Below are 25046 nucleotides of genomic sequence, written 5' to 3' on the forward strand. Positions count from 1 at the left end.
GCTCCCACAGAAGGCCGCTCCTCGGGCGCCTATCCGCCCTTCGCTTGCGGCCCCTGCCTTGCCAGTGCCATCCCGGGCCTCTAGCCTTCGCCGGTCGCACTCACGCAAAGGGACCCCTCGTGAACCATCGCCCCCTGCTGCTGGCCATCGCCGTGGCCGCCGGCCTGCTGTCGCTGTCGGCCTGCCGCAAGACGCCCAGCCCGGAACAGGAAAAGCCCGCCGCCCGGGCCGAGAACGGCGAGACCGCCGACCAGTTCGTCGCGCGCATCAACGCCGAGTTCAAGGCCGCCTATCCGGAGCTCACTTCCGCGCAGTGGCTGTCCTCGACCTACATCAACGACGACAGCCAGCTGGTGGCGGCCAAGGCCAACGAGCGCGCCCTGGCCCAGCTCAATGCCTGGATCGAGGAAGCGAAGAAGTTCGAGGGCCAGCCGATGTCCGACGACAGCCGGCGCGCCCTCAACCTGCTCAAGCAGGCCACCGCCATGCCCGCCCCGCGCGACCCGGAGAAGCTGGCCGAGCTGACCCGGATCGCGGCGAAGATGGAAGGCGCCTACGGCGCCGGCACCTACTGCAGCGGCGAAGGCGCGGCCAGGAAGTGCCGCCAGCTGGGCGAGCTGGAGGACGTGCTGCGCTCCAGCCGCGACTACGACGCCCAGCTCGACGCCTGGGCCGGCTGGCACTCGATCGCCCAACCGATGCGCGAGGACTACGTCCGCTTCGTCGAGCTGGTCAACGAGGGCGCCCGCGAACTGGGCTACGCCGACACCGGCGCGATGTGGCGCAGCGGCTACGACATGGAGCCGGACGCCTTCTCCGCCGAGACCGACCGCCTGTGGGAGCAGGTGCGCCCGCTGTACGAGCAGCTGCACTGCTACACCCGCGACAAGCTGCAGCAGACCTACGGCGTGGAACGCGGCGTGGTCGGCGAGGGCCTGCTGCCGGCGCACCTGATGGGCAACATGTGGCAGCAGGACTGGGGCAACCTCTGGGACATGCTGCAGCCGTACAAGGGCGTGGGCGACCTGGACATCACCGCCGCCCTGGAGCGCCAGTACCAGCAGTTGCTCAGCGCCGCCCTGCACCGCCGCGACCCCAGCCCCGGCCCGCGCGAGCGCTTCGAGGCCGAGCGCGAGGCACAGCTGGCCATGGCCAAGGCGATGACCGAGCGCGCCCAGGACTTCTACGTCTCCCTGGGCATGCCCCGGCTGCCGGAGAGCTACTGGGAGAAGAGCCAGTTCATCAAGCCGCTGGACCGCGACGTGGTCTGCCACGCCAGCGCCTGGGACATGAACATGGGCGGCGCTGACGGCAAGTCGCCGGACGTGCGCACCAAGATGTGCATCAAGCCCAACGAGGAAGACTTCACCACCATCTACCACGAGCTGGGCCACATCTATTACGACCTGGCCTACAACCCGCAGCCGCCGCTGTTCCAGAACGGCGCCAACGACGGCTTCCACGAGGCCATCGGCGACACCATCGTGCTGGCGATGACGCCGAAGTACCTGGAGTCGATCGGCCTGGTCCAGGGCCAGGCGCAGAGCCACGAGGCGCTGATCAACACCCAGATGCGCATGGCCCTGGCCAAGGTCTCGTTCCTGCCGTTCGGGCTGATGATCGACCGCTGGCGCTGGGGCGTGTTCGACGGCTCGATCACCCCGGACCGCTACAACCAGGCCTGGTGGGAGCTGAAGGCGCGCTACCAGGGCGTGGCCCCGGTGCAGCCGCGCGGCGAGGAGTTCTTCGACCCGGGTGCCAAGTACCACGTGCCGGGCAATACCCCGTACACCCGCTATTTCCTGGCGCACCTGCTGCAGTTCCAGTTCTACAAGTCGCTGTGCGAGGCCGCCGGCCACACCGGCCCGCTGTACGAATGCAGCTTCCACGGCAGCGAGGCCGCCGGCGAGAAGTTCCGCGCCATGCTGGCGCGCGGCGCCAGCCAGCCGTGGCAGGCCACGCTCAAGGAGCTGACCGGCAGCGAGCGGATCGACGGCGGCGCGGTGCTGGAGTACTTCGCCCCGCTGCAGGAATGGCTGCAGCAGCAGAACCAGGGCAAGTCCTGCGGCTGGCAGGGCCAGTCGGCGCAGGCGCCGAAGCCGGAAGCCCCGGCCAAGGCAGGCTGAGCCCGGCTGAGGCCGGGCAACAGACGCTGCAGACAGGAAGGGCCGGCGCAAGCCGGCCCTTTCCTTTGCGGCGAAGCAGGACTCAGTGCAGGGCGGGACCGGAGGTATCCGGCTCCTGGCGCTCCCCGCCCTCGTCCGCGTCTTCGCCATCGGCCGGGCGCGCCGTGGCCATCTCCTCTTCCAGCTGCTGCTCGTATTCCTCCGGCGACTTGCCGTTGGCCGCCGCTTCCAGCGCCGCCTCGTCGCGCAGCGCGTCCGAATAGACCAGCTTCACCGGCGTGCCCTGCTCCTCGTGCAGGCGCTGCGCACGGCGCATGAGCATCAGCATCTGCGCGGCGCTGTCGCTGCTGCCGGCGATGCGCCCGTCCATGCCCAGCACCCACACCCCGCCCTGGCGCACCACGCCGGCGAGCAGATTGCCCTCGCGGTCGCGCAGCTCGGCATGCGGCTCGATCGGGGGGCGGCCGGCACGCACGCGGTTGCGATCGCGTTCGGCCTTGCGCTTGCGCGCGTCGCGGCGGGCCTTGGACTGGATGGACATCTTTGTTCTCCGGGGGATTTCAGGAAGGTCAGAGCTGCTCGCCGGGTTCGATCATCGGCGAGGAAGGCGGGGTGGATCCGGGCGGGGCGCGGCGGGCGACGCTGGATTCCCAGCACCAGAACGCCCAGCCCGAGGCGACGAAGCCCAGCATGCCCAGCGCCAGGTGCAGGCCGTGGTGGCTCAGCAGCGGCGACAGCAGGCCGGCGACCAGCGAGTTGAGCACCAGCTGGACGAAGGCCTGCAGCGAGGAGGCCGCGCCGCGGTGGCGCGGGTACATGTCGAGGATCGCCAGGGTCAGCACCGGGAAGACCAGGGCCACGCCGAAGGCGAACAGGCTCATCGGCAGCACCGCCCACGGCACCGAGATCGAAGGCGCGAGTGCGTTGTAGGCCAGGTTGAGCACGGCCGCGGCGGCCGAGCAGGCGAAGCCCGCGCTCACCTGGCGCGAAGGCGTCCAGTGCCCGGCCAGGCGGCCGGACAGGAAGGCGCCGATAGTCATGCCACCGATGGTGGGGATGAACAGCCAGGCGAACTCGCGCTCGCCCAGGTGCAGCAGGTCCATCAGGAAGGCCGGGGCCGAGGCGATGTACAGGAACATGCCGGCGAAGTTCAGCGCGCCGGCCGCGGCCAGGCGCTGGAAGCGCGGGTTGGTGCCGATCGCCGCGTAGTCGCGCAGCAGCCGGCGCGGCCGCAGCGGGATGCGCAGCTCCTGCGGATGGGTTTCCGGCAGCCAGCGGCCCACGCTCACCACCAGCATCAGGCCGAACGCGGCCAGGAACCAGAAGATCAGCGGCCAGCGTCCGGCACCGAGCATCCAGCCGCCGATGATCGGCGCGATCGCCGGGGCGATGCCGAAGATCATCGAGACCTGGCTCATCAGCCGCTGGGCGTCGTCGCCCTGCAGCACGTCGCGGATCACCGCGCGGCCGACGATCAGGCCCACGCCCGCCGACAGGCCCTGCAGCGCACGGAAGGCCAGCAGGGTCGGCAGGTCGCGCGACAGCGCGCAGCCGGCCGAAGCCAGGGTGAACACCACCAGCCCGGCCAGGATCACCCGGCGCCGGCCCAGCGCGTCGGACAGCGGGCCGTGGACGATGCTCATCACCGCGTACGAGATCAGGTAGACGCTGATGGTCTGCTGCATCGCGACCTTGTCGGCGCCGAACTGCGCGGCCATCTGCGGGAATGCCGGGAAGATGGTGTCGATCGAGAACGGGCCGAACATCGCCAGGCCGGCCAGCAGGAGGGTCAGGGTGCGGGTGCTGCGCAGGCTCATGGGGACGGTGCGGCCTCGGTGGACGTGACCTCGGTGGACGTTGCTTCGATCGACGTGGCGCCGGTGCTGGCGGGCGCGGCGTCCTTTGGTAACTGGCCGGCGTCGGCCGGCGCGGGGACGGCCCCCGCGCGGACGCGGGCCGGCACTTGCAGGTGTTCGATCCTTGCCAGGTTGGCCACCGGGAAGACCTCGACCCGGCGGTCATCCGGCCACCACACCAGCACATAGGCGCTGGTGGTGCCCAGCAGCTGCGCCTGCCGCGGCAGCGGCGCGTCGGCGCCGGCCAGGGTCAGGCGCACGCCCGGCAAGGGCGCGCGGCCCTCCAGCACCCTGCTCGCGCTGGTGAGGTTCCACACGAACAGGTACTGCAGCGACAGCAGCAGGCCCATCAGCGCGATCTGGGTCTCGACCGAGATCCAGCCGCCGCCGGTCCACTTGCCTTCGCGCGAGGGCAGGAACAGCAGCCAGCGCATCCAGCGGTGGCGCGTGGTCAGTTCCGCGGCGCGCTCCGGATTGCGCTGGGCCCAGCGCATCGGCAGCACGCTCACCCACATGAAGGCCAGCACCGCCAGCACGATCAGCAGGTAGTCGGGGCGGCGCAGGCCGATCACGAACAGGTCCGCGCCCTGCAGGTACTCCAGGATCGGCACGCCCAAGCGGTCGTAGAACCAGTAGTACGACCACATGCCCATGATCGACACCAGGGCGTAGACCAGCGACACCACCAGCACCGGTTCGCGGGTCAGCAGCCGCAGCAGGCGGCCGACGGCGGTCGGCCCAGGGGTGGCCGTGGGAGCCGCGAGGTCGGGCACGGTCGCCGGCGGCGCGGCGTCCGCGGCGGCGGCCGCTGCAGTGGCGTGTTCTGGATCGGAGGACATCGGCCCGCGGCCCTTGTGGGTGGGCCATGGTAAGCCAAGCGCCGTCCACGCCCCATCCAGCCAGGCCATGGCAGGCTCGGGCCCATGACCGGACCGCGCCACCGCCCCACCCTGCAGCTGGCCGACATCACCCGCGAGGCCTACATCTACTTCGGTGCCGGCGCCACCGTGGCCTGGCAGATGGCCGAGCCGGGCGTGGGCCGCGGCGTGGCCCGCCACAGCGCCACCCTGGACCGTCCGCTCGAGCGGCTGCGCGCGACCATGGGCTATGTCTACGCGGTGACCCTGGGCGACGACGCGGACCGCGCCGCCATCGCCCGCCACGTCAACCGCGCCCATGCCGCGGTGCGCGGCCCCGGCTACAACGCCTTCGACCGCGGATTGCAGCTGTGGGTGGCCGCCACCCTCTACCGCGGCGCGGTCGATGTCCACGAGCTGTTCAACGGCCCGCTGCCGGACGCCGCCCGGGAACCGCTGTACCGCCAGGCCTGGGCCTATGGCCGCACCCTGCAGGTGCCGGACGCGGCCTGGCCGGCCGACGTCGCCGCGTTCGATGCCTGGTGGGAGGCGCAGGCGCGGCGGCTGGCGGTCGACGAGGAGGTCCGCGGCTACATGCAGGCGGTGCTGGGCGGCGGCAAGGCCCCGTGGTGGGTGCGGCCGGCCCTGCCGCTGCAGCGCCTGGCCACCGCCGGACTGCTGCCGCCGCGGCTGCGGGAGCTGTACGGCCTGCCCTGGGATGCTGGCCGCGAGCGTCGCTGGCAGGCGTTCCGGCGCTGGGCGCCCCGGCTGTACCGGCTGGCCCCGCGCTGGCTGCGCCATCTGCCGGCGCGCTATTACCTGAACCAGCTCAGGCGCCAGTACCGCGATTGAGCGCACGCCGGCCGGGGCCGGGCCCACGGTATAATCCCGCCCGCTGTACCTGGTGGGAGAAGCCGGCCCCGGCCGGCTGCCGAAGGCGCAAACGCCCGTAATCGCTCAGGCCCGATACCACCGCTGCTGCAAACACTCTGGAGAGACCGGCCGCGCGAGAGCGCCGGCGCCGGCGCCGAAGGGGCACGAAGCACGCGACCTCGTCCGCGCGTCTTCCAAACTCTCAGGCAAAAGGACAGAGGGGCATCCCGCCGCGCCTGCGCGGCGCACTTCCTTGCCCCAGTCCGGACCGCCTCCATGTCCCAGCACGCCCCTTCCCTGCGCGAACTCGAGCAGCACGACGCCTTCGTCGGCCGCCACATCGGCCCCAACGACGCCGAAATCGCCACCATGCTCCAGGCCGTCGGCCACGACTCGCTCGAGGCCCTGACCGACGCCATCGTCCCGGGGACCATCAAGTCCGCCGACCCGCTCGCGCTGGAGGGCAGCCTCACCGAGGAGGAGGCCTTGGCGCGCATCCGCGCCATCGCGAAGAAGAACAAGGTCTTCCGCAGCTTCATCGGCCAGGGCTACTACGGGACCCACACGCCCAAGGTCATCCTGCGCAACATCCTCGAGAACCCGGCCTGGTACACCGCCTACACCCCGTACCAGGCGGAGATCTCGCAGGGCCGCATGGAAGCGCTGGTGAACTTCCAGCAGATGTGCGCCGACCTGACCGGCATGGAGATCGCCAACGCCTCCCTGCTGGACGAGGCCACCGCTGCGGCCGAGGCCATGACCCTGGCCAAGCGCGCCGGCAAGTCGAAGTCCGACACCTTCTTCGTGCACGACGCCGTGCACCCGCAGACCCTCGAGGTGCTGCGCACCCGCGCCGAGCCGCTGGGCATCACCCTGCGCGTGGGCACCCCGGCCGAGGCGATGGAGGCCGAGTGCTTCGGCATCCTGCTGCAGTACCCGGACACCTTTGGCCACATCGGCGACCACAAGGCCCTGGCCGAGGCGATCCACGCCCGCGGCGGCCTGGTCGCGGTGGCGACCGACCTGCTGGCCCTGACCCTGATCGCCGCCCCCGGCGAATGGGGCGCGGACATCGTGGTCGGCAATTCGCAGCGCTTCGGCGTGCCGTTCGGCTTTGGCGGCCCGCACGCGGCATTCATGGCCTGCCGCGACGCGTTCAAGCGCTCCATGCCCGGCCGCCTGATCGGCGTGTCGGTCGACACCGAGGGCAACCCGGCCTACCGCCTGACCCTGCAGACCCGCGAGCAGCACATCCGCCGCGAGAAGGCCACCTCCAACATCTGCACCGCACAGGTGCTGCTGGCGGTGATGGCCTCGATGTACGCCGTGTACCACGGTCCCGAGGGCCTGAAGCGCATCGCCCGCCGCACCCACCGCCTGGCCGCGATCCTGGCCGCCGCGCTGCGCAGCGCCGGTGTCGAGGTCGGCGAGCACTTCTTCGACACCCTGCACGTGAAGAGCGTGGACGCCGGCGCCATCCTCGACCGCGCCCGCGAGGCCGGCATCAACCTGCGCGCGATCGACAGCGAGGCCGTCGGCATCAGCCTGGACGAGACCACCTCCCGCGCCGACCTGGTCGCCCTGGCCGGCCTGTTCGGTGCCGCCATCGACATCGACGCGCTGGACGCGGCCACCCCGGACGCCCTGCCGTCCGACCTGCTGCGCACCAGCCCGTTCCTCCAGCACCCGGTGTTCAACACCCACCACAGCGAGCACGAGCTGCTGCGCTACATGCGCTCGCTGTCGGACAAGGACCTGGCCATGGATCGCACCATGATCCCGCTGGGCTCCTGCACCATGAAGCTCAACGCCACGGCCGAGATGATCCCGGTGACCTGGCCGGAGTTCAGCCAGATCCACCCGCTGGTGCCGGCCGACCAGGCCGAGGGCTACCGCGAGCTGATCACCGGCCTGGAGGCCATGCTGGCCGAGTGCACCGGCTACGACGCGGTCAGCCTGCAGCCGAATTCCGGCGCCCAGGGCGAGTACAGCGGCCTGCTGGCGATCCGCGCGTACCACGCCTCGCGCGGCGAGGGCCATCGCGACATCTGCCTGATCCCCGAGTCGGCGCATGGCACCAACCCGGCCTCGGCGCAGATGTGCGGCATGAAGGTCGTGGTCACCAAGTGCGATGCCAACGGCAACATCGACGTGGAGGACATCCGCGCCAAGGCCGGGAAGCACTCGGCCAACCTGGCCGCGATCATGATCACCTACCCGTCCACCCACGGCGTGTTCGAGGAGGACGTGGTCGAGATCTGCGAGATCATCCACGCCCACGGCGGCCAGGTGTACACCGACGGCGCCAACATGAACGCCCTGGTCGGCCTGGCCAAGCCGGGCAAGTGGGGTTCGGACGTCTCCCACCTCAACCTGCACAAGACCTTCTGCATCCCGCACGGCGGCGGCGGCCCCGGCGTGGGCCCGTGCGCGGTGAAGGCGCACCTGGCCGCGTTCCTGCCGCGCACCCTCGATGGCGAGGGCAAGGTCGGCATGGTCAGCGCCGCCAGCTTCGGCAGCGCCTCGATCCTGCCGATCAGCTGGATGTACATCGCGATGATGGGCGGCGCCGGCCTGCGCAAGGCCACCCAGGTGGCCCTGCTCAACGCCAACTACATCTCGAAGAAGCTCGCCCCGCACTACAGGACCCTGTACACCGGCCGCAATGGCCTGGTCGCGCACGAGTGCATCCTCGACATCCGTCCGCTGGAGAAGACCACCGGCATCGGCGCCGAGGACATCGCCAAGCGCCTGATCGACTTCGGCTTCCACGCCCCGACCCTGAGCTTCCCGGTCGCCGGCACGCTGATGGTGGAGCCCACCGAGAGCGAATCGCAGCACGAGCTGGACCGCTTCATCGACGCCATGATCCAGATCCGCGACGAGATCCGCGCGATCGAGGACGGCCGCCTGGACCGCGAGGACAACCCGCTCAGGCACGCGCCGCACACCGCCCTGCAGGTGTCGGCCAGCGAGTGGAAGCACGCCTACCCGCGCGAGCTGGCCGCGTTCCCGCTGCCGTCGCTGAAGCAGCAGAAGTACTGGCCGCCGGTTTCGCGCGTGGACAACGTGTACGGCGACAAGAACGTGTTCTGCGCCTGCATCCCGGTCGATGCCTACGCCGAGGACAGCGCCGGGGCCTGATGCGCCACGCCCGTCTGGCACCTGGACGGCCCGCTTCGGCGGGCCGTTCCCTTATGTGCCGGACCTTCGCCAGTCAGCAGGCATTTAACGTTTTCTTGACATGCTGCGCCGGCGCCTCCAGAGTCGCGCCGCCCGCATCGGGTCCCATCAACAACCACTGGAAGGTTTTCCCCATGAAGAACACCCTGGCCCTGGCCGCCGCGCTGGCCCTCGCCGCCCTGTCGACCGACGCCATCGCCGGCCAGCCCTTCGTGCGCGCCGAAGCCGGCAGCAGCGACATCGAAGTCAACTACGGCCGCGGCTTCCGCGACACCGAGTCCGACACCGCCGTGACCGTCGGCGGCGGCTACTGGTTCACCCCGAACATCGGCGTCGAAGGCCACGTCGGCACCCTGTACACCGAGTACCTGGGCCGCGGCTACGACCTGGACCTGGTCACCGCCGGCGCCGGCCTGGTGGCCAAGAAGAACTTCGGCCCGGACAACACCGGCTTCTTCATCGGCGCCCGCGCCGGCCTGGCGCGCATGACCGTGCAGCTGCGCGAGGACGACTTCGACATCGAGGAAGACGAGAGCTCGACCAAGCCCTACTACGGCGTCAACCTCGGCTACGACTTCAGCCGCCGCTGGGGCCTGAGCCTGAACTTCGACCGCCGCACCGCGGAGATGGACGGCTTCGACATCGACGTCGACACCGTCACCTTCGCCGGCGAGTTCCGCTTCAACTGAGCAACGCCGGTGCGGATGCCCGCATCCCGCCACACGCAACACCCGGAAAGCCCCGCATCGCGGGGCTTTTCTTTTTTCTCCTCCCCTTGCGGGGAAGGCCCGGGGAGAGGGTCAGCTGCGCAGCACCGCCCGCACTCGCGGAACGAACCTTCGCCTGTTCGATGCACCCAGGCCGGCCAAGAAGCAGGGCCACGATGCACGGTGGCAGGAACACGGATTCCGTGATCCACATCTCCCCGGAACCGCCCCTTTCCCCGCCCGGCCCCGCACCACGGCCCGTGCCTCCAGGACGGATGCGTTCGAGCACATCTGCACCGCTCGAGCGCGAACGTGTCCTCCCATCCCACGGCGGGAGGAGAACCGGCTCCGCCTGTGTGGGCCACACCACCGCAACAACGCCCCCATTTTTCACGAACGCCATACCTCCATCGCGCTTATCTGCCATCGCACGCATCGGTGCACAGAAGGAGCAACCCATGCCACGTGGTGACAAGTCCAGCTACACCGACAAGCAGAAGCGCCAGGCCGAGCACATCGAGGAGAGCGCGAAGGACCAGGGCCGCAGCGAGGAAACCGCCGAGCGCATCGCCTGGGCGACCGTCAACAAGCAGGACGGCGGCGGCAGGAAATCCGGCTCCGGCAGGAAGACTGGTGCCCGCAAGGCGACGAAGAAGACCGCAAGGAAAGCCACGAAGAAGACCGCTGCGAAGAAGTCTTCCTCCGGCGGCGCGAAGAAGGCGACGAAGAAGGCGACCAGGAAGACCGCACGGAAGAGCGCGGCGAAGAAGGCCAGCCCGGCCAGGAAGTCCGCGACGAAGAAGACCGCACGCAAGAGCACGGCGAAGAAGGCCACGAAGAAAGCCGCAACGAAGAAGACAGGCGCCCGCAAGAGCGCCGCGAAGAAGAGCACCCGCAGCCCTGCGAAGAAGGCGGCGAAGAAGAGCACGCGCAGCCCTGCGAAGAAAGCCACGAAGAAGTCCACAGCAAGGAAGAGCACCGCCCGGAAGGCCACGAAGAAGGCGGCCAAGAAGACCACCGCCAGGAAATCACCCGCCCGCAAGTCCGCGGCGAAGAAGTAGCACGTCGCCCGGACAAGCCCGAAGGCCGCATCCGGGGTTGGTTCTGGAGGATCGTGCGATAGTCCATCTCTCCTTGGTGGGACCGGCACGACTGTGCGCCACTGGCGCAGGCGAACAACCCTCCCCCAAACGGAAGGCGAACCCCGGGTGCGCTTCGCTTACCCGGGCTACGCGCCTCATGTAGCCCGGATAAGGCCGAAGGCCGCATCCGGGGTGACTTCAAGCCCAACCTGTTTGGAGCGATCCGGCCTATATGTGAGCCACTGGCAGAGGCGAATAATCCTTTCCGAAGGAAAAGGCGAACCCGGGTGCGCTTCGCTTACCCGGGCTACAGGGAGCTACCGCGATACCACCCCAGCACCGACGGCGCGAGCAGTGGCTCCACCTCGATGCCCAACGCCCCGAACGCATCCAGTACGTCCCGCACCCGCTGCTGCGATGGCGTGGCTCCAGCCATCCCCTCCAGCTCCTCCACCGACAGCTGCGACAGCGTCCATTCGTGCAGCCGATCCGCCCGCCGCTCCATCGCCGCACGCAACCACGGCCGCAGCGGATACACCCGATACCCGCGCGCGCCCAGCGCAGCCACCCGCTCCACCAGCAGCGCCTGCACCCCACGGAACCACTCGGTATGCCCGCCCGCCGGCACCCGGATCGCCAGCGGTGCCGGTGCGTTGTATTCGCCCAGGCCGGCACGCAGTTCCAGCTCCAGGTCGCGCGCGTCACGGATGGACTCGGCCTCCACCAGCATCCCCGCTTCCAGGTCGAAGAATCCGAACCAGCGCGGATGCAGCGCCGAGATCCGTCCCAGCGGATCGCCGGAGAACCCGATCTTGCAGTGGTCCTCCCAGGCGCACGGGAACACATAGGCGAAGCAGCGTCCGTCGATGGCCACCGGCTCCCCACCCGGGACCGGGTAGGCCGCTGCCATGTCGCGGACACGTGGCCTGCTCACGCCGCCCGATCCCGCGGCGAGCCGGGGCGTTGCCCCGCAACCGGTCCGGACGCGGGCGCCTCGGCCTCCACCGCGCCCACCCGCCACGGATCCCGTCCGCGCTCCGCCACTGGCCGCGCGCGGAACACCACGCTCATGCGCGGCGGCACCGGGCGCACAGTCTTGGGGATGCCGTGCTCGTGGGTGGTCTGGCTGGCGTGGCTCATCACCAGCAGGCTGCCCGGCTCCAGGTCGATGCCAAGCGCGCGGCCGCCAGACTTGGCGCGGATGTTCATGCGCCGGGCGCTGCCCAGCGAGACCAGTGCCAGCGGCTGGCCGGGGACGAGCTGGTGCAGCTTGTCGTTGTGCATGGCCACGCTGTCGTTGCCGTCGCGGTAGAGGTTCAGGCCTGCGCTGGTGTAGCCGCCTGGCGCCACCGCCTGCACGCGTTCCAGCATCGCCGCCAGCGGCAGGCCCCCGGGCACCTCGTGCAACCCGTACCAGGCCATCAGCCGCGGCACGTCGACCACCCGGTCGTACATCGGCCGGCGTGCGGACTGCCAGCGGCAGCCATCGCGCAACGCCTCGAACCATTCGCGCGCCAGCGATGGCGGCAGGAAGTCGGCCCAGTAGCGGATGCCGCCTTCGGCATCCTCCACCAGGGTCAGCGGTCCGTTGTCGAAAAGATCCATGGCGCCCTCGCTGCGTTATGCGCGTTCAATGGAAATCACGGGAATCGACCTGCATCCCGCCCAGCAGGTCGCTCAGGTCCTCGAGGTGGGCGGCGATCAGGTGCTCGACGCCATCCACCCGCTCCCAGCGCCCGCGCACGCCCATCAGCCGCGACTGCAGCAGCGGCTTGCGCTGGCGCACGGCCAGGTCCGGCCACACGATCACGTTGACCATGCCGTGCTCGTCCTCGAGGGTGACGAAGATCGTGCCCTTGGCCGTGGCCGGCCTCTGCCGCTGCGTCACCAGTCCGGCCACGTGCACGCCGCTGCCGTGGCGACGCTGCTGCAGCTCGCGCACGCCGAGGATCCGCCGCTGCACCAGCTGCGCGCGCAGCAGGGCCATCGGATGCGCGCGCAGGCTCAGGCCGGTGCTGCGGTAGTCGGCCAGCAGCTCCTCGCCCAGGCGTGGCGCCGGCAGTTCGATGCGGGTTTCATCCGGGCTGGTATCGAGCAGCGGCCGTTTCGGCTCGATCCCGGCCACCGCCCAGCGCGCGGCATTGCGGTGCCCGGCCAGGCCATCGAGCGCGCCGGCCTCGGCCAGCGCCTGGCGCGCCTTGGCATCCAGGCGCGCGCGCCGGCACAGGTCGGCCACGTCGCTGAAGACCCGCCAGCGCCGCGCATCGACGATGGCCTGCGCCGCGGCTTCCGACAGTCCCGCCACCAACCGCAGGCCCAGCCGGATCGCCGGCTGCTTTCCCTGCCCCACCGGCTCGAGCGTGCAATCCCAGGTGCTGCAGGTGATGTCCACCGGCCGCACGTCCACGCTCTCCCTGTCGCCGCGGCCCCGGCGCGCGTCCTGCACGATCTGGCTGGGCGAGTAGAAGCCCATCGGCTGCGAGTTGATCAGCGCGCAGGCGAAGGCCGCCGGTTCGTGCCGCTTGAGCCAGGCACTGACGTAGACCAGCTTGGCGAAGGACGCGGCATGGCTCTGCGGGAAGCCGTAGGAGCCGAAGCCCTTGATCTGCTCGAACAGCTGGTCGATGAACTCGCTGCTGTAGCGCTTCTCCTCCATCAGCTGGCGGATGCGCAGGCGGTGCGGCTCCATGTCGCCGCCACGCCCCCAGGCCGCCATCGAGCGGCGCAGGTGGTCGGCCTCCTCCGGCGAATAGCCGGCATGGATCACCAGCTCCATCACCTGCTCCTGGAACAGCGGGATGCCCAGGGTGTTGCCGAGGATCTCCCTCACGCCTTCGGAGGGATAGGTCACCGGCTCCTTGCCCATGCGCCGGCGCAGGTAGGGGTGGACCATGCCGCCCTGGATCGGACCGGGGCGCACGATCGCCACCTGCACCACAAGATCGTAGAACCGCTTCGGCCGCAGCCGCGGCAGCATCGCCATCTGCGCGCGCGACTCGACCTGGAACACGCCCACGCTGTCGGCCGCCTGCAGCATCTCGTAGGTGGCCGCGTCCTCGCGCGGCAGGGTCGCCATGTCCAGGCGCACGCCGCGGTAGCCCTCCACCAGGTCGAAGGCCTTGCGGATGCAGGTCAGCATGCCCAGCGCCAGGCAATCGACCTTGAGCATGCCCATGGTCTCCAGGTCGTCCTTGTCCCACTGGATGATGGTGCGGTCGGCCATGGCCGCGTTCTCCACCGGCACCACGGTCGACAGCGGCGCGTCGGAGATCACGAAGCCGCCCACGTGCTGGGACAGGTGGCGCGGCATGTCCTCCAGCATCGCCGCCAGCGCCAGCACCTTGTTGATCAGCGGGTTGTCCGGATCGAACCCGGCCTCGGACAGGCGCTGGCGCATCGGCGCGGCGCCATTGCCCCAGCCGAAGCACTCGGCAAGCAGGCCGATCTGGTCCGGCGGCAGCCCGAAAGCCTTGGCCACGTCGCGCACCGCGCTCTTGCCGCGGTAGCGGATCACCGTGGCCGCCAGCGCCGCGCGCCGCCGCCCGTACTTGGAATACACGTACTGCAGCACTTCCTCGCGGCGCTCGTGCTCGAAGTCCACGTCGATGTCCGGCGGCTCGTTGCGCGCGCGCGACAGGAAGCGCGAGACCAGCAGCCGGGTCTGCGCCGGATCCACCGCGGTGATGCCCAGGGCGAAGCACACCGCCGAATTGGCCGAGGAGCCGCGGCCCTGGCAGAGGATGTCCTTGCCGCGGGCGAAGCGGACGATGTCCTCCACCGTGAGGAAGAAAGCCTCGTACTTCAGCTCGGCGATCAGCGCCAGCTCCTCCTCGATCTGCGCCGCCACCCTGGGCGGCACGCCTTCCGGCCAGCGCTCACGCATGCCCTCTTCGGTGAGCTGGCGCAGCCAGCTGCTCGGGGTGTGACCTTCGGGCACCAGCTCCTTCGGATAGACGTAGCGCGCCTCTTTCCTGAGGTCGAAGTTGCAGCGCCGCGCCAGCTCCACCGCGGCCTGCAGCAGCGGCGCCGGATGGATCGCCGCCAGCGCACGGCGCGTGCGCAGGTGGCGCTCGCCATTGCGGAACAGCCTGTCCGCGCACTCGGCGATGGTGAGGTTGTGGCGGATGGCGGTCAGCGTGTCCTGCAGCACCCGTCGCCGGCGCACGTCCATGTGCACGTCGCCGGCCGCCACCGCGGTCATCTGCAGCCGTGCGGCAAGCTCCTGCAACTGCGCCAGGCGCGCGGCATCGTCCTGCTCGCGGTGCAGCTCCACCGCCAGGTACGCGTCGTCGCCGAACACCAGGCGCAGCCAGCGTCCCTCCACCGGGTCCGGCTCGGCACCCGGCAGCCACAGCGCGAACAGGCCACAGTCCTCGCCTGTGCCGGCCATCCCGCCTTCCTCGCCCGGTGGCGGCGCACGCACCACCCGCTCCACGTCCGCGCGCGACAGCCGGTAGCTGCCCTTGGCCGAATTGCGGCGGCCGGTGGTGACCAGCTCGCACAACCGCGTATAGCCGAGGCGCGACTGCACCAGCAGCACGCAGCGCAGTCCGCAGTCCAGCGCGAACTCGCTACCCACCACCAGCTTCACCCCGGTAGCGCGCGACGCCTCCCAGGCACGGACGATGCCGGCCAGGGAGCATTCGTCGGTGATCGCCAGCGCCTCGTAGCCGCACTGCGCCGCGCGCGCGAACAGGTCCTCGGCGCTGGAGGCCCCGCGCAGGAACGAGAACTCGGACAGGCAGTGCAGCTCGGCATAGGCTGGCAGGCCATCGTCGGCGACAGGGCCGTCGTCGTTGGCCGCGTCCAGCGCGCCGCCCTCGCGCTGGCCCAGCCGCCAGGCGACCTGGCGGAAGCGCGGCACGCGTGCGCCGGGCGTCTCCCGGTCCACGCCGTCGATGGCGTCATCCCAGCTCATGCGAACCAGCCATGCAGCATCCAGCCGCCCTCGCGCACGCCTGCGGCGCGGAACGCCCAGGCACGCTGGCCACGGCTGGTGCGCACCACGTAGTAGTCGCGGCGCACGTCGCCCTCGTCCCACCAGCCGCTTTCCAGCCGCTCCGGACCGGACAGCACCTGCAGGCGCGTGTCGTGCAGCGGCACCGGCTCCGGCAGCAGCCAGGTCGGGCGCGGCGGACGCGACGGAGCAACAGGCACCTTGGCCTCGTCGCCGGTAAGCCGGCACCAGGCACGCTCGGGACGCGGATCGCCCTGCGGCGCCACCCGGTACACCGCCTCGTCGCCCAGGCGCGCACGCAGGCGTTCGCGCAGCTGCGGCCAGTCCAGCGCCTGTTGCGCACGCTGCGCGAACAGGTCCTGCATCGCCGGCACGAACGGCGGCAGGTGCTTCGCCAGCAGGCGCATGCCTACCACCGGGCGTCCGATCTCAACCCGCTCCAGGCGCCCGCGCGCCAGCTCGAACAGCATCGAGGCACTGCGCTCGGGCGCCAGCAGGCCGACTTCGACATCGGTATGGCCCTGCTCGTGCTCCAGCCGCAGCACGAAGCGCTGCACGCCGCCGTCGCGGATCGACAGGTAGGTGCACAGGTCGCCGACCAGGCGCCGCAGCGGGAACAGCAGCGCGGTATGGGTCTCGACCTCGTAGCCCAGCTCCACGCGTTCGTCGAAATGCTCCGGCGGCTGGTAGCACTCCAGCGGATCGTCGGCCTGCCCGTAGAGCTTCTGCAGGTGTTCCAGCAGCGCCTGGCCGAAGCGGCGGCGCAGCGCATCCGATGGCAGCCCGCGCAGCTGGCCCAGGGTACGGATGCCCATGCGCTGCAAACGCGTGCCGGCCTCGTCGGGCAGCACCGCGCGTCGCACCGGGATGCGGTCGAGCAATGCAGGAAGTTCCGCCGCCTCCATCACCGCCATGCCGTCGCGCAGGCCCGCCAGCACCCGCGCCGCGCGCGGGGTCGGGGCCAGGGCGATGCGGTGGCGGAAGCCCAGCTGTTCCAGCTCGCCACGCAGGCGCCGCTCGAACCGCGGCCACGGCCCGAACAGGCGGAAGCTGGCGCGCACCTCCAGCACGATGGCCGAACTCCACTGCGCACTGACCAGCGAGCTGTGGCGATAGGCCCAGGCCGCGAGGAAACGCTGCACCCGGGCCTCGGCCGCAGGCTCGTAGTCGACCATCGCGAACTGCGGCAGCAGCGCATGCGCGGCGGTCAGGCGCATGCCCGGCGCCAGTCCCGCGGCCGCCGCGGCGGCATTGACCGCATGCAGGCTGCGCAGCTGCGCCGGACCGCCGACCAGGGCCAGCGGCGCCTCCGGCTCGGGATGCCGGCGCAGCACCGCGTCCAGCGCCAGCTGCGGCAGCAGGATGCAGGCCCAGAGCATCAGCCGCCCTCCTTGCGCCCGCATGCGGGGACGGGAAGGCCGGCCGGATTCCACGGCAGATGTCGTGCGCGGAGTGCCATGTCAGTGCGCCAGCTGCACCAGCCCCGAGGGCGGCTGCCCGCCCCGGCACTTGAGCACCCGCCAGCCGCCGTCCTCCAGCACCAGCCGCAGCGCCGCAGGCGAGGCGTTGGCGGCATGGCGGCGGTCGCGCAGGACGAAGCCGCAGCAGTCGCCGCTGTCGGCGGCCACCTGCAGCCGGCGCAGGGCGCGGTCGTCGCCACCCGGCGGCCAGCCCAGCACCGCGGTGCAGGTGCCGCTGCGCAGGCACTGTTCCTGTGCCCACAGCGCATCGCGTGGCGAGGCGTCGACCACGTGCAGTCCGGCCAGGTCCACGCCGGCGGCCTGCCAGGCCGGGGCATAGGGCACGAACGGCGGCGCGACCAGGACCACGGTGCCGCCGACGGCGGTCATGCGTGCCAGCGTGGGCAGCAGCAGGGCGAGTTCGCCGACACCGTTGGCCGGCAGCAGCAGCTCGGTCAGCGCCCGCCGCGGCCAGCCGCCCTGCGGCAGGCGCGCATCCAGCGCCGCGTGCCCGCTCGGCTCGCCGTCTGCCGGCAGGCGGGCACTGCGCCCGGCATGCCACAGCGTGCGCGCGGCCAGCAGGCTGTCGATGGCAACGACCTGGACCATCTCAACCCCGCCGCACCAGGCCGCAGTACACGCCTTCGATGGCGAAGTCCTGGCCCGGATGCACCTCGATCGGGGCATGGGCCGGATTGCGCGGCAGCAGGCGGATCCGGTCCGCCCCGCGCTGCAGGCGCTTGATGGTCAGCTCGCCATCCACCCGCGCGACCACGGTCTGGCCGTCGCGGGCCTCGGGGGTGCGGTGCACGCCGACCAGGTCGCCGTCGAGGATCCCGTCCTCGATCATCGAATCGCCCTGCACCCGCAGCAGGTAGTCCGGCCGCGGCGAGAACAGCCGCCGGTCCAGCCACAGCGCCTCCCCGCCCTCGTCCACCGGCCCCAGCCGGGCCACGCCCTCGGGACTGATCGGCAGGCCCGCCGCGACCCGGCCCAGCACCGGCAGCGGCAGCAGGTCGGCCCCGCCGCCCGGCAGGCGCAGGCCGCGCTTGCGCCCCGGCACCTGCTCCAGCAGGCCATCCGCCACCAGCGTCTGGACATGCTTCTGGGCGGCATTGCGCGACGAAAAGCCGAATTCGTCGGCGATCTCCGCCAGGCTGGGCGCACGCCCACCCGCCAGCTCGCGACGCAGGAAGTCCAGCACGGCAGCGCGCTGGGGCGGCAGGGAGGAAGGATCGTTCGGACTCATAGGTGTACATTTGTACACCTTCGCCGTCTCACGGGGCGAGAGAGTCCAACAGCCTTTGGGATCCGTAGCCCGGATAAGGCCAAAGGCCGCATCCGGGGCCTCGCATATCCGACATCCCAAGCCTCGGGTGCGCTTTCGCTTCCCCGCTACGCCGCCCGCCGCGTGAAAAGGGGACCTCTTTTTGTGCACCGCAGCACGCTTTACCAAACTGTCATGCAAAACGGCCGGTTTCTCGACGCGGTCTGAACATTCCACGCGGCAGATTCCAGGCGTGTCCACTCGCCGGACACCACCCGCCGGCAAGGAAGCCAGCGGGTGATCCCGGCGACGTGATCCCCCGACGCACCCAGCAGGAGCGGCGCGCCGCAAGGCCGCCGGAGACGAGATGACCGAGCCATTTGGCCCTTCCCACGGCCACGCACTGGACCTGGACCGACTCGAACGCCATCTGCCCGAACTGCTCCAGCAGTACGTTCCCGACCCGACCCCGCTGGCCGCCCTCCCCCGCGGCGGCCGAGACGGCGAACCGGCCCGCCTGCCGGCGGGCTGACCCGAACCTCCCTGTTCCCTCGAGCCGGCCCTGGCCGGCTTTCTTTTTGCCCGCGATCCGGCGTTACGGGCGCGCCAGCTGCCAATGGCCCCCCTCGTCGACCAGACCATCGCCGGCCGAGCGCTGCGCGCCGAGGTCGCCGGCATAGCGGTACAGCGGCTGCCCACGCCAGGTGACGTGCCCCCCATCGGCGCGGTCCAGCGAACCCACGCCATCCCCACCGACGCCCCCTGTCGCCTGCAGCTGGCCCTGGCCCAGCACCGGCGGCCACACGCCCTCGCAGGCCTGGTCGCACTTGCTGCCGTCGACGTTGCCTTCCAGGTAGTACAGCGAGGCGCCACTGGCATCCACCAGGTGCGGCGCCGGCTCCTGCTCGATCGCCAGCTGCACCACCCGGTTGCCGCCTTCGGATGAAACCGGAGCCCCGGCCGCATCACCGCGCACCGCGGCACCGGCCGCTCCGCGCTCGCCGGTGGTATTCGGGTCGTTCTCGTCCGGCGGCGCGGCCTGGTACCCGCAGGCCGCCAGCGACAGCGCAGCCAGCAGCGGAACGGCGACACGGATCCCATGGACATGCATTCGCATCGGGCGACTCCTTCTTCGGTGGGTATTCCGCCCATGGAAACGCCGCGCCACGAATGACCCGATGAAGGAACCGTGCACGCCCGATGAAACGCACAACACGCGCATTGAACTTCCATTTCACCGGGATTGGACCGCCAGCCAATGCACCAGGGTCCAGCATGGCCTCATGTTGCGCGTTGGCCGGGCACGCAACCCCACCCATTCCCGGCGGCAGACGGAAGGAGCATCCGCCATGGCGGTCAAGACCATCGAAGAACTCTTCATCCACGAGCTTTCGGATATCTACAGCGCCGAGAAGCAGCTGACCAAGGCGCTGCCGCGTCTGGCGCGCGCCGCCGACAACGAGGAGCTGGCCGAAGGCTTCCGACTGCACCTGGAGGAAACCCAGGGCCAGATCGAACGCATCGACCAGATCGTCGACCTGCTGGACATCCGCCTCAAGCGCATCAAGTGCGCGGCAATGGAAGGCCTGATCGAGGAAGGCAAGGAAGTGATCGACGCGATCGAAGCCGGCCCGCTGCGCGATGCCGCCCTGATCGGCGGCGCGCAGAAGGTCGAGCACTACGAGATCGCGGCCTACGGCACCCTCGCCGCCCTGGCCAAGCAGCTCGGCTACAAGGACGCGCTGCCGCTGATCCTCGAGACCCTCGAGGAGGAAAAGGCCACCGACGAGAAGCTGACCCTGCTCGCCGAGCAGGGCGGCAACCAGCGCGCAGCACAGCAGCGCGACGCCGCCTGACACACCCTCATCGCCTCCGCCACGGCGTTTTTCATGCTCCCCTCGCCGTGGTTGCCGGCGCCGGCCAACTCTCTCCCGGCCGGTGACCGGCACTTCTTATTTCCCTAACCGACGGAGTTCCAATGAACCACATCAAACGCATCGCCACCCCGGCCCTGCTTGCCATCGCCATCGCGAGCCTGACCGCCTGCGGCAACAATGACCGCAACGACGCCGACATGGATCCGGCAGTCACGGATACCACCGCCGATACCGCGGCGCAGACCGGCACCGGCATGGATCCGGCGCTGGGCGACAACAACAACACCGCCAACCCGGACGAGGCCGCCGCCCTGGGCGTTCTGAACGCGATCAACGAACACGAGATCGCCACCAGCGAGCAGGCCCTGGCCAAGGGCGTCACCGGCCCGGTCGCCGACTACGCGCGGATGATGATCGACCAGCACGGCCAGAACCGCACCCAGACCAGCGCCCTCGGCGCCGACGCCGATGCCCAGGACGCCCAGGCCCAGCGCCAGCAGGCCGAGCAGGAGCGCGCGGCCCTCGACCAGCTCGAGGGCGAGGCCTACAGCAAGGCCTATGTCGACGCGATGGTGAAGGGCCACGGTGACGCCCTGACCGCCCTCGACCAGAAGCTGATCCCCGCCGCCGAGCGCGAGGAAGTCCGCCGGCACCTGACCACCACCCGCGAACACGTGGCCCAGCACCTGGAGCAGGCCCGCGCCCTGCAGTCGGGTACATCGGGCGAGTAAGCAGTAGGTAGCAGAGCAATTGAAGGCCGCGGCACTCCGGTGTCGCGGCCTTTCTGCTTCTGCTGCTGCGAAATCCACCGTTGGCGTCAACGGGTTCGCGCCACGGTGCTTGCCCGATGCCCGCCTCCGCCCCTCCTGGCTTGAGTCGAGGCGCGACCCGGAGCGGAGCTGGAACGGGACCCGGTGCACGAGCCCATGGCCCGATGCGGCGAAAGACCATGTCCCCGCGCCACTGGCGCGCATGCCTCGAACGCCTGCATCCCATGGACACGGCCGGGGCGCGGTGCGGGGGTGGCGAGGGTCGGAACCCGACGCCTCCTGGACGACGGCGAAACCGCCCCTGCCAGGCTCCTTAGCAACACTCAGCCCAATCACTCCACCCGCTCAATAACGACTCGCTATCGCGCGATACAACTGCTTCTGTCTGGTTCATCAGCGGGAGCCGCGCAATCGCACATGCATAAGCCGATAACACGCCGGCATAACGCCCGGTCATGGCGCAACGAGCGAAACCCTTGTTTCCCGGCACTTTCCCGCAACTGAACCAGCATTCGTAAAACAGCATTCACTCCGCAAAGCGCACCCAGCTAACGCGCTGTTGGCGACACTGGCCTTGCACCGTGGCACTCCCGCCATGGCTTCCGAGAGGAAATTCACAATGGGCACCCAGCAGCAGAACCAGGACCAGCAGAAGCGCCAGCAGCAGGACCAGCCGGGTCAGCAGCAGCACCAGCAGGGCCAGCAGGACCAGAACGAGCGCCAGAACCAGAACCAGCAGCAGCAGGACAACCAGCAGGGACAGAACCAGCAGCAACAGCAGCAGGATCGCCAGGACCAGAAGGACCAGAAGGACCAGCAGGGTCGCGGCAACCAGCAGCGCTGATTCCGGCAGCCAACCGGACCATCAAGGGGCTCCCACGCGGGAGCCCTTCTTCATGGACGCGGGCGCCGTCTTCGTGAGCCACGCATCAAGCGCACGCTGGCCTGCCTGCAAGCACTGCAGGCACCAGCCCATGCGGGATCGCATCCGCTACCCAGGCACGCGCGCAGGCTCACGCCATGACCCATCCGCGGAGCAGCGATGAAGATCCACCACCTCAAACTGCATCTCCACCTGCCCACTGGGTGGCCACCTGATGGATGGACGCACCCCGGGCGTCCTCAGCCGTGCGGCACTGGCCTGCCATTGCCTGCTGGTGGAGACCGGCGATCGCCTGGTGCTGGTGGACACCGGCCTGGGCCTGCGCGACGTGGCCCACCCGCGCGACCGGCTGAGCGCGTTCTTCCTCGGCCTGCTTTCGCCGGACCTGCGTGCGGAGATGACCGCGGCGCGCCAGATCGTGGCGCTGGGCTACACCCCCGCCGACGTGACCGACATCGTCCTGACCCACCTGGACTTCGACCACGCCGGCGGCCTGGACGACTTCCCCAACGCCACCGTGCACCTGCGTGCCATCGAGCAGGAGGCGGCCGCGCGCCAGCGGACCTGGCTGGACCGCCAGCGCTTCCGGCCGCAGCAGTGGGGGTCGCGCGGGCGCTGGCTCACGTATGACGACGCGCGCACCGACAGCTGGATGGGTTTGGACGCGGTGTCTGGCCTGCGCGGCCTGCCGCCGGAGATCCTGATGGTGCATCTGCCTGGCCATACCCACGGCCATGCCGGCGTGGCGATCCGGCGCGACCACGACTGGCTACTGCTGGCCGGCGATGCCTACTTCGATGCCCGCGAGATGCATGCGCGACCGTGCTGCACCCCCGGCCTGCGCTTCTACCAGTGGATGATGGAGAAGGACCGCCGTGCCCGGCTGCACAACCGTGACCGCCTGCGCGAACTGGCCCTGCGCGAGCAGCAGCTGACTCTGTTCTGCTCGCACGACCCGGGCCAGTTCGAGGCGCTGGCCGGGCGGCGCATCGGGGATCCACTGGTGCGCCTGTAGCCCGGATAAGGACGAAGGCCGCATCCAGGCGAGCCGGGTGAGAGGACGCGTTGGCTGTAGCGCTACAGGGACTGGCGAGAAACTCTTGCAACCAACCCTCGCCTGCCCTGTTCCGGGGGAGAGAAGGAATCGCATCAGGCCTGCGGCCTCGCCTCGACCTTCGGCTCCGTCACCTCATGCCCTGCCTCCGCACGGCCGGCCATCTCGGCCCCGGCGTGGGGCGCCAGCTTGCGCATCTCGATGATCGAGATGGCGGAAATCACGCCCACGGTGAGGAAGGCGAACATGAAGGTCACCGGGTCGCCGTCCTCGCGGCCGGTGAGCGTGCCCGCCATGCTCAGCGCGTAGCCGCCGATGGTCACGCCCAGCGCCAGCGCGACCTGCTGCGCCACCGCGGCCAGGCTGCTGGCCTGGCTCATGCGCTCCTGGCTGATGTCGGCATAGGCGATGGCGTTGATGCTGGTGAACTGCAGGGAACGGAAGCAGCCGCTGGCCAGCAGCACGCCCACCATCAGCCAGTACGGCGTATCGGCGCGGAACAGGCCGAACCCTGCCAGCAGGGCCGAGGCCAACAGGCCGTTCCACACCAGTACCGGGCGGAAGCCGAACTGGTGCAGTACGCGCGGCGCGACCACCTTCATGAACATCGCGCCGGCGGTCGAAGTGAACGTGACCAGTCCCGACTGCAGCGGATCCAGGCCGAACCCGAGCTGCAGCATCAGCGGCAACAGGAAGGGCGTGGCACCGATGCCGATACGGAACAGTGAACCGCCCAGCACGCCGGCGCGATAGGTCGGGATGCGCAGCAGGTCCAGGCACAGCAGCGGCTGCGGATGGTTGCGCGCATGCCGCACGTAGGCGAACACCAGGGCGAAGCCGACCACGATCACCAGCGACGTCGCCGCGCCCGGCATCAACCCGCGGCCGATCGCCGACAGGCCGAACATCGCCAGGCCCAGGCCACTGGCCGAAAGCATGAAGCCGCGCCAGTCCATCTTCGCTACCGGCTGGCGCAGGTCCGGCACGAAGCGCCACGCCAGCCACATGCCCAGCAGGCCCATCGGCAGGTTGATGAGGAAGATGAAACGCCAGTGCGTGTACGTGGTGATCGCGCCACCCAGCACCGGCCCGAGGATCGGCCCCAGCATCGCCGGCACCGTCAACCAGCTCAACGCCCGCACCAGCTCGGCCTTCTCGATGCTGCGCAGCAGGACCAGGCGCCCCACCGGCACCATCATCGCCCCGCCCACGCCCTGCACGAAGCGCCCGGCTACCAGCGTGCCCAGGCCGCTGCTGGCCGCACAGAACAGCGAGCCAAGCAGGAATACCGCGATCGCGCCGACGAAGATCCGGCGCGCGCCATAACGGTCTGCAACCCAGCCACTGACCGGAATGAACACGGCCAGCGCCAGCATGTAGGTGGTCAGCGCCAGCTTCAGCGCCACCGGCTCGGTCCCCAGCTCGGCCGCGATCTGCGGCAGCGAAGTGGAAATCGCCGTCGAATCCATGTTCTCGATGAACAGGGCGGTGGCGATGATGAGCGGTAGACGACGCTGCGGACTCACGGGCCTGCTGGACTCAAGCGGCCCATGATTGTGGCGCCGCCACCGTGAATGTCATGCGCCTGGGCTTCACGGAGGGGCTTGATCACCCGCCCGCAAGACCGCCACCGGCGCGGCCCGGGAGCGCGCCGTCGTCCTCGGCATCCGGATCTTCCAGGTCGCCGACCTCGCGGTCGATGCCCGCCTGCGGATCGGTGGCTGGCGCCTCCGGCAGCGACTCGCCCTCCCCCGCATCCGGCGGCGTGGTGCGGTTGGACTGCGCGCCGTCGCTGGATTCGTTCGGATCCTTCGCCGGATCCTGGTGGTTGTTCGTGCTCATGGTCTGTCCTCGTGTGTGGCAACGAGGCTACGGCCAGGCGCGTGAGCGGCGCGCAGTGCAATCACCATTCGATGATGCCGCTGCCTGGCGCCCTCTCCCACCGGGTGAGAGGGCATGTTGGCCCGGCACCGGCGCGAAGAACGCCGCTGATGGCGTCGGCGAGCCGGTCTGGCAGTCCCCTCAAACACCCGCGTCCATGGGCGCGGATCAAACCCAGCCCCGTCCCTTCTCCCACTGGGGAAGGGGGACGGG

The 25046-nt window shown here is 70.2% G+C and carries 22 protein-coding genes and 1 riboswitch; of the genes, 10 read left to right on the forward strand and 12 right to left on the reverse strand.

Features of this window, described 5'->3' with window-relative positions; translation table 11 throughout:
- Positions 1–119: 119 nt before the first annotated feature.
- Positions 120–2126, forward strand: a complete 2007-nt coding sequence (locus tag PSESU_RS10860; RefSeq protein WP_013535823.1) for a M2 family metallopeptidase — start codon at positions 120–122, stop codon at positions 2124–2126.
- An 82-nt stretch (positions 2127–2208) separates the two neighbouring features.
- Here the strand turns inward: PSESU_RS10860 and PSESU_RS10865 are convergent, their stop codons facing one another.
- From PSESU_RS10865 to PSESU_RS10875, 3 genes are read right to left on the reverse strand one after another with little or no spacing between them, the layout of a single operon-like run.
- The gene (locus PSESU_RS10865; RefSeq protein WP_013535824.1) at positions 2209–2667 is read right to left on the reverse strand and encodes a hypothetical protein; all 459 of its coding nucleotides are present in this window, start codon (positions 2665–2667) and stop codon (positions 2209–2211) included.
- A 28-nt stretch (positions 2668–2695) separates the two neighbouring features.
- The gene (locus tag PSESU_RS10870) at positions 2696–3943 is read right to left on the reverse strand and encodes a multidrug effflux MFS transporter (RefSeq protein ID WP_013535825.1); all 1248 of its coding nucleotides are present in this window, start codon (positions 3941–3943) and stop codon (positions 2696–2698) included.
- Positions 3940–4821 (reverse strand): hypothetical protein, encoded by an 882-nt coding sequence (locus PSESU_RS10875; protein WP_013535826.1) that lies wholly within the window; start codon positions 4819–4821, stop codon positions 3940–3942. Before PSESU_RS10875 ends, PSESU_RS10870 begins: the two co-directional genes overlap by 4 nt.
- An 84-nt stretch (positions 4822–4905) precedes the next feature.
- Here PSESU_RS10875 and PSESU_RS10880 point away from each other — a divergent pair, with 84 nt between their 5' ends.
- The 4 genes from PSESU_RS10880 (at position 4906) to PSESU_RS16645 (ending at position 10663) form a co-directional block, all read left to right on the forward strand.
- Positions 4906–5691, forward strand: a complete 786-nt coding sequence (locus tag PSESU_RS10880; RefSeq protein WP_013535827.1) for an oxygenase MpaB family protein — start codon at positions 4906–4908, stop codon at positions 5689–5691.
- 127 nt (positions 5692–5818) lie between these two features.
- A riboswitch (glycine riboswitch) is annotated at positions 5819–5940 on the forward strand.
- Positions 5941–5988: 48 nt separating this feature from the next.
- Positions 5989–8856 (forward strand): aminomethyl-transferring glycine dehydrogenase, encoded by a 2868-nt coding sequence (gene gcvP / locus PSESU_RS10885; protein ID WP_013535828.1) that lies wholly within the window; start codon positions 5989–5991, stop codon positions 8854–8856.
- A gap of 173 nt (positions 8857–9029) precedes the next feature.
- The gene (locus tag PSESU_RS10890; protein ID WP_013535829.1) at positions 9030–9584 is read left to right on the forward strand and encodes an outer membrane beta-barrel protein; all 555 of its coding nucleotides are present in this window, start codon (positions 9030–9032) and stop codon (positions 9582–9584) included.
- 584 nt (positions 9585–10168) lie between these two features.
- On the forward strand, positions 10169–10663 hold the full coding sequence (locus tag PSESU_RS16645) for a HupB (protein ID WP_428992118.1): 495 nt from the start codon (positions 10169–10171) through the stop codon (positions 10661–10663).
- A 328-nt stretch (positions 10664–10991) separates the two neighbouring features.
- On the opposite strand, the gene PSESU_RS10900 is transcribed toward PSESU_RS16645, so the two are convergent.
- The 6 genes from PSESU_RS10900 to lexA form a co-directional block, all read right to left on the reverse strand.
- On the reverse strand, positions 10992–11594 hold the full coding sequence (locus PSESU_RS10900) for a GIY-YIG nuclease family protein (RefSeq protein ID WP_013535831.1): 603 nt from the start codon (positions 11592–11594) through the stop codon (positions 10992–10994).
- Positions 11595–11614: 20 nt separating this feature from the next.
- A complete protein-coding gene (locus PSESU_RS10905) occupies positions 11615–12289 on the reverse strand; it encodes an alpha-ketoglutarate-dependent dioxygenase AlkB (RefSeq protein WP_013535832.1) in 675 nt (224 codons plus the stop codon).
- Between the two features lie 25 nt (positions 12290–12314).
- Positions 12315–15602, reverse strand: a complete 3288-nt coding sequence (locus tag PSESU_RS10910; protein ID WP_013535833.1) for an error-prone DNA polymerase — start codon at positions 15600–15602, stop codon at positions 12315–12317.
- Positions 15599–17020, reverse strand: a complete 1422-nt coding sequence (locus PSESU_RS10915) for a Y-family DNA polymerase (protein ID WP_013535834.1) — start codon at positions 17018–17020, stop codon at positions 15599–15601. The genes PSESU_RS10910 and PSESU_RS10915 overlap by 4 nt, the downstream gene beginning before the upstream one ends.
- Before the next feature lie 81 nt (positions 17021–17101).
- Positions 17102–17710, reverse strand: a complete 609-nt coding sequence (gene imuA / locus PSESU_RS10920; RefSeq protein WP_013535835.1) for a translesion DNA synthesis-associated protein ImuA — start codon at positions 17708–17710, stop codon at positions 17102–17104.
- Position 17711: 1 nt separating this feature from the next.
- Positions 17712–18350, reverse strand: a complete 639-nt coding sequence (gene lexA, locus PSESU_RS10925) for a transcriptional repressor LexA (protein WP_013535836.1) — start codon at positions 18348–18350, stop codon at positions 17712–17714.
- A 385-nt stretch (positions 18351–18735) separates the two neighbouring features.
- On the opposite strand from lexA, the gene PSESU_RS16245 reads away from it, so the two are divergent.
- Positions 18736–18900 carry a hypothetical protein gene (locus PSESU_RS16245; protein WP_013535837.1) on the forward strand — a complete coding sequence of 55 codons (165 nt, stop codon included), beginning with the start codon at positions 18736–18738 and terminating at the stop codon, positions 18898–18900.
- A gap of 63 nt (positions 18901–18963) precedes the next feature.
- On the opposite strand, the gene PSESU_RS10930 is transcribed toward PSESU_RS16245, so the two are convergent.
- Positions 18964–19485 (reverse strand): hypothetical protein, encoded by a 522-nt coding sequence (locus PSESU_RS10930; RefSeq protein WP_013535838.1) that lies wholly within the window; start codon positions 19483–19485, stop codon positions 18964–18966.
- A 232-nt stretch (positions 19486–19717) separates the two neighbouring features.
- On the opposite strand from PSESU_RS10930, the gene PSESU_RS10935 reads away from it, so the two are divergent.
- From PSESU_RS10935 to PSESU_RS10950, 4 genes are all read left to right on the forward strand, one after another.
- Positions 19718–20224 (forward strand): ferritin-like domain-containing protein, encoded by a 507-nt coding sequence (locus PSESU_RS10935; protein ID WP_013535839.1) that lies wholly within the window; start codon positions 19718–19720, stop codon positions 20222–20224.
- Positions 20225–20346: 122 nt separating this feature from the next.
- Positions 20347–20976 carry a DUF4142 domain-containing protein gene (locus PSESU_RS10940; RefSeq protein WP_013535840.1) on the forward strand — a complete coding sequence of 210 codons (630 nt, stop codon included), beginning with the start codon at positions 20347–20349 and terminating at the stop codon, positions 20974–20976.
- Positions 20977–21634: 658 nt separating this feature from the next.
- Entirely contained in the window at positions 21635–21859 is a 225-nt protein-coding gene (locus PSESU_RS10945) for a hypothetical protein (RefSeq protein ID WP_013535841.1), read from the forward strand.
- Positions 21860–22112: 253 nt separating this feature from the next.
- Positions 22113–22913: an MBL fold metallo-hydrolase gene (locus PSESU_RS10950; protein WP_013535842.1), complete on the forward strand. Its 801-nt coding sequence runs from the start codon at positions 22113–22115 to the stop codon at positions 22911–22913.
- 134 nt (positions 22914–23047) lie between these two features.
- Here the strand turns inward: PSESU_RS10950 and PSESU_RS10955 are convergent, their stop codons facing one another.
- A complete protein-coding gene (locus PSESU_RS10955) occupies positions 23048–24478 on the reverse strand; it encodes an MFS transporter (RefSeq protein WP_013535843.1) in 1431 nt (476 codons plus the stop codon).
- Positions 24479–24560: 82 nt separating this feature from the next.
- Positions 24561–24794: a hypothetical protein gene (locus tag PSESU_RS10960; RefSeq protein WP_013535844.1), complete on the reverse strand. Its 234-nt coding sequence runs from the start codon at positions 24792–24794 to the stop codon at positions 24561–24563.
- Positions 24795–25046: the final 252 nt, after the last annotated feature.

Source organism: Pseudoxanthomonas suwonensis 11-1 (assembly GCF_000185965.1).
GTDB classification, from domain to species: Bacteria; Pseudomonadota; Gammaproteobacteria; order Xanthomonadales; family Xanthomonadaceae; genus Pseudoxanthomonas; species Pseudoxanthomonas suwonensis_A.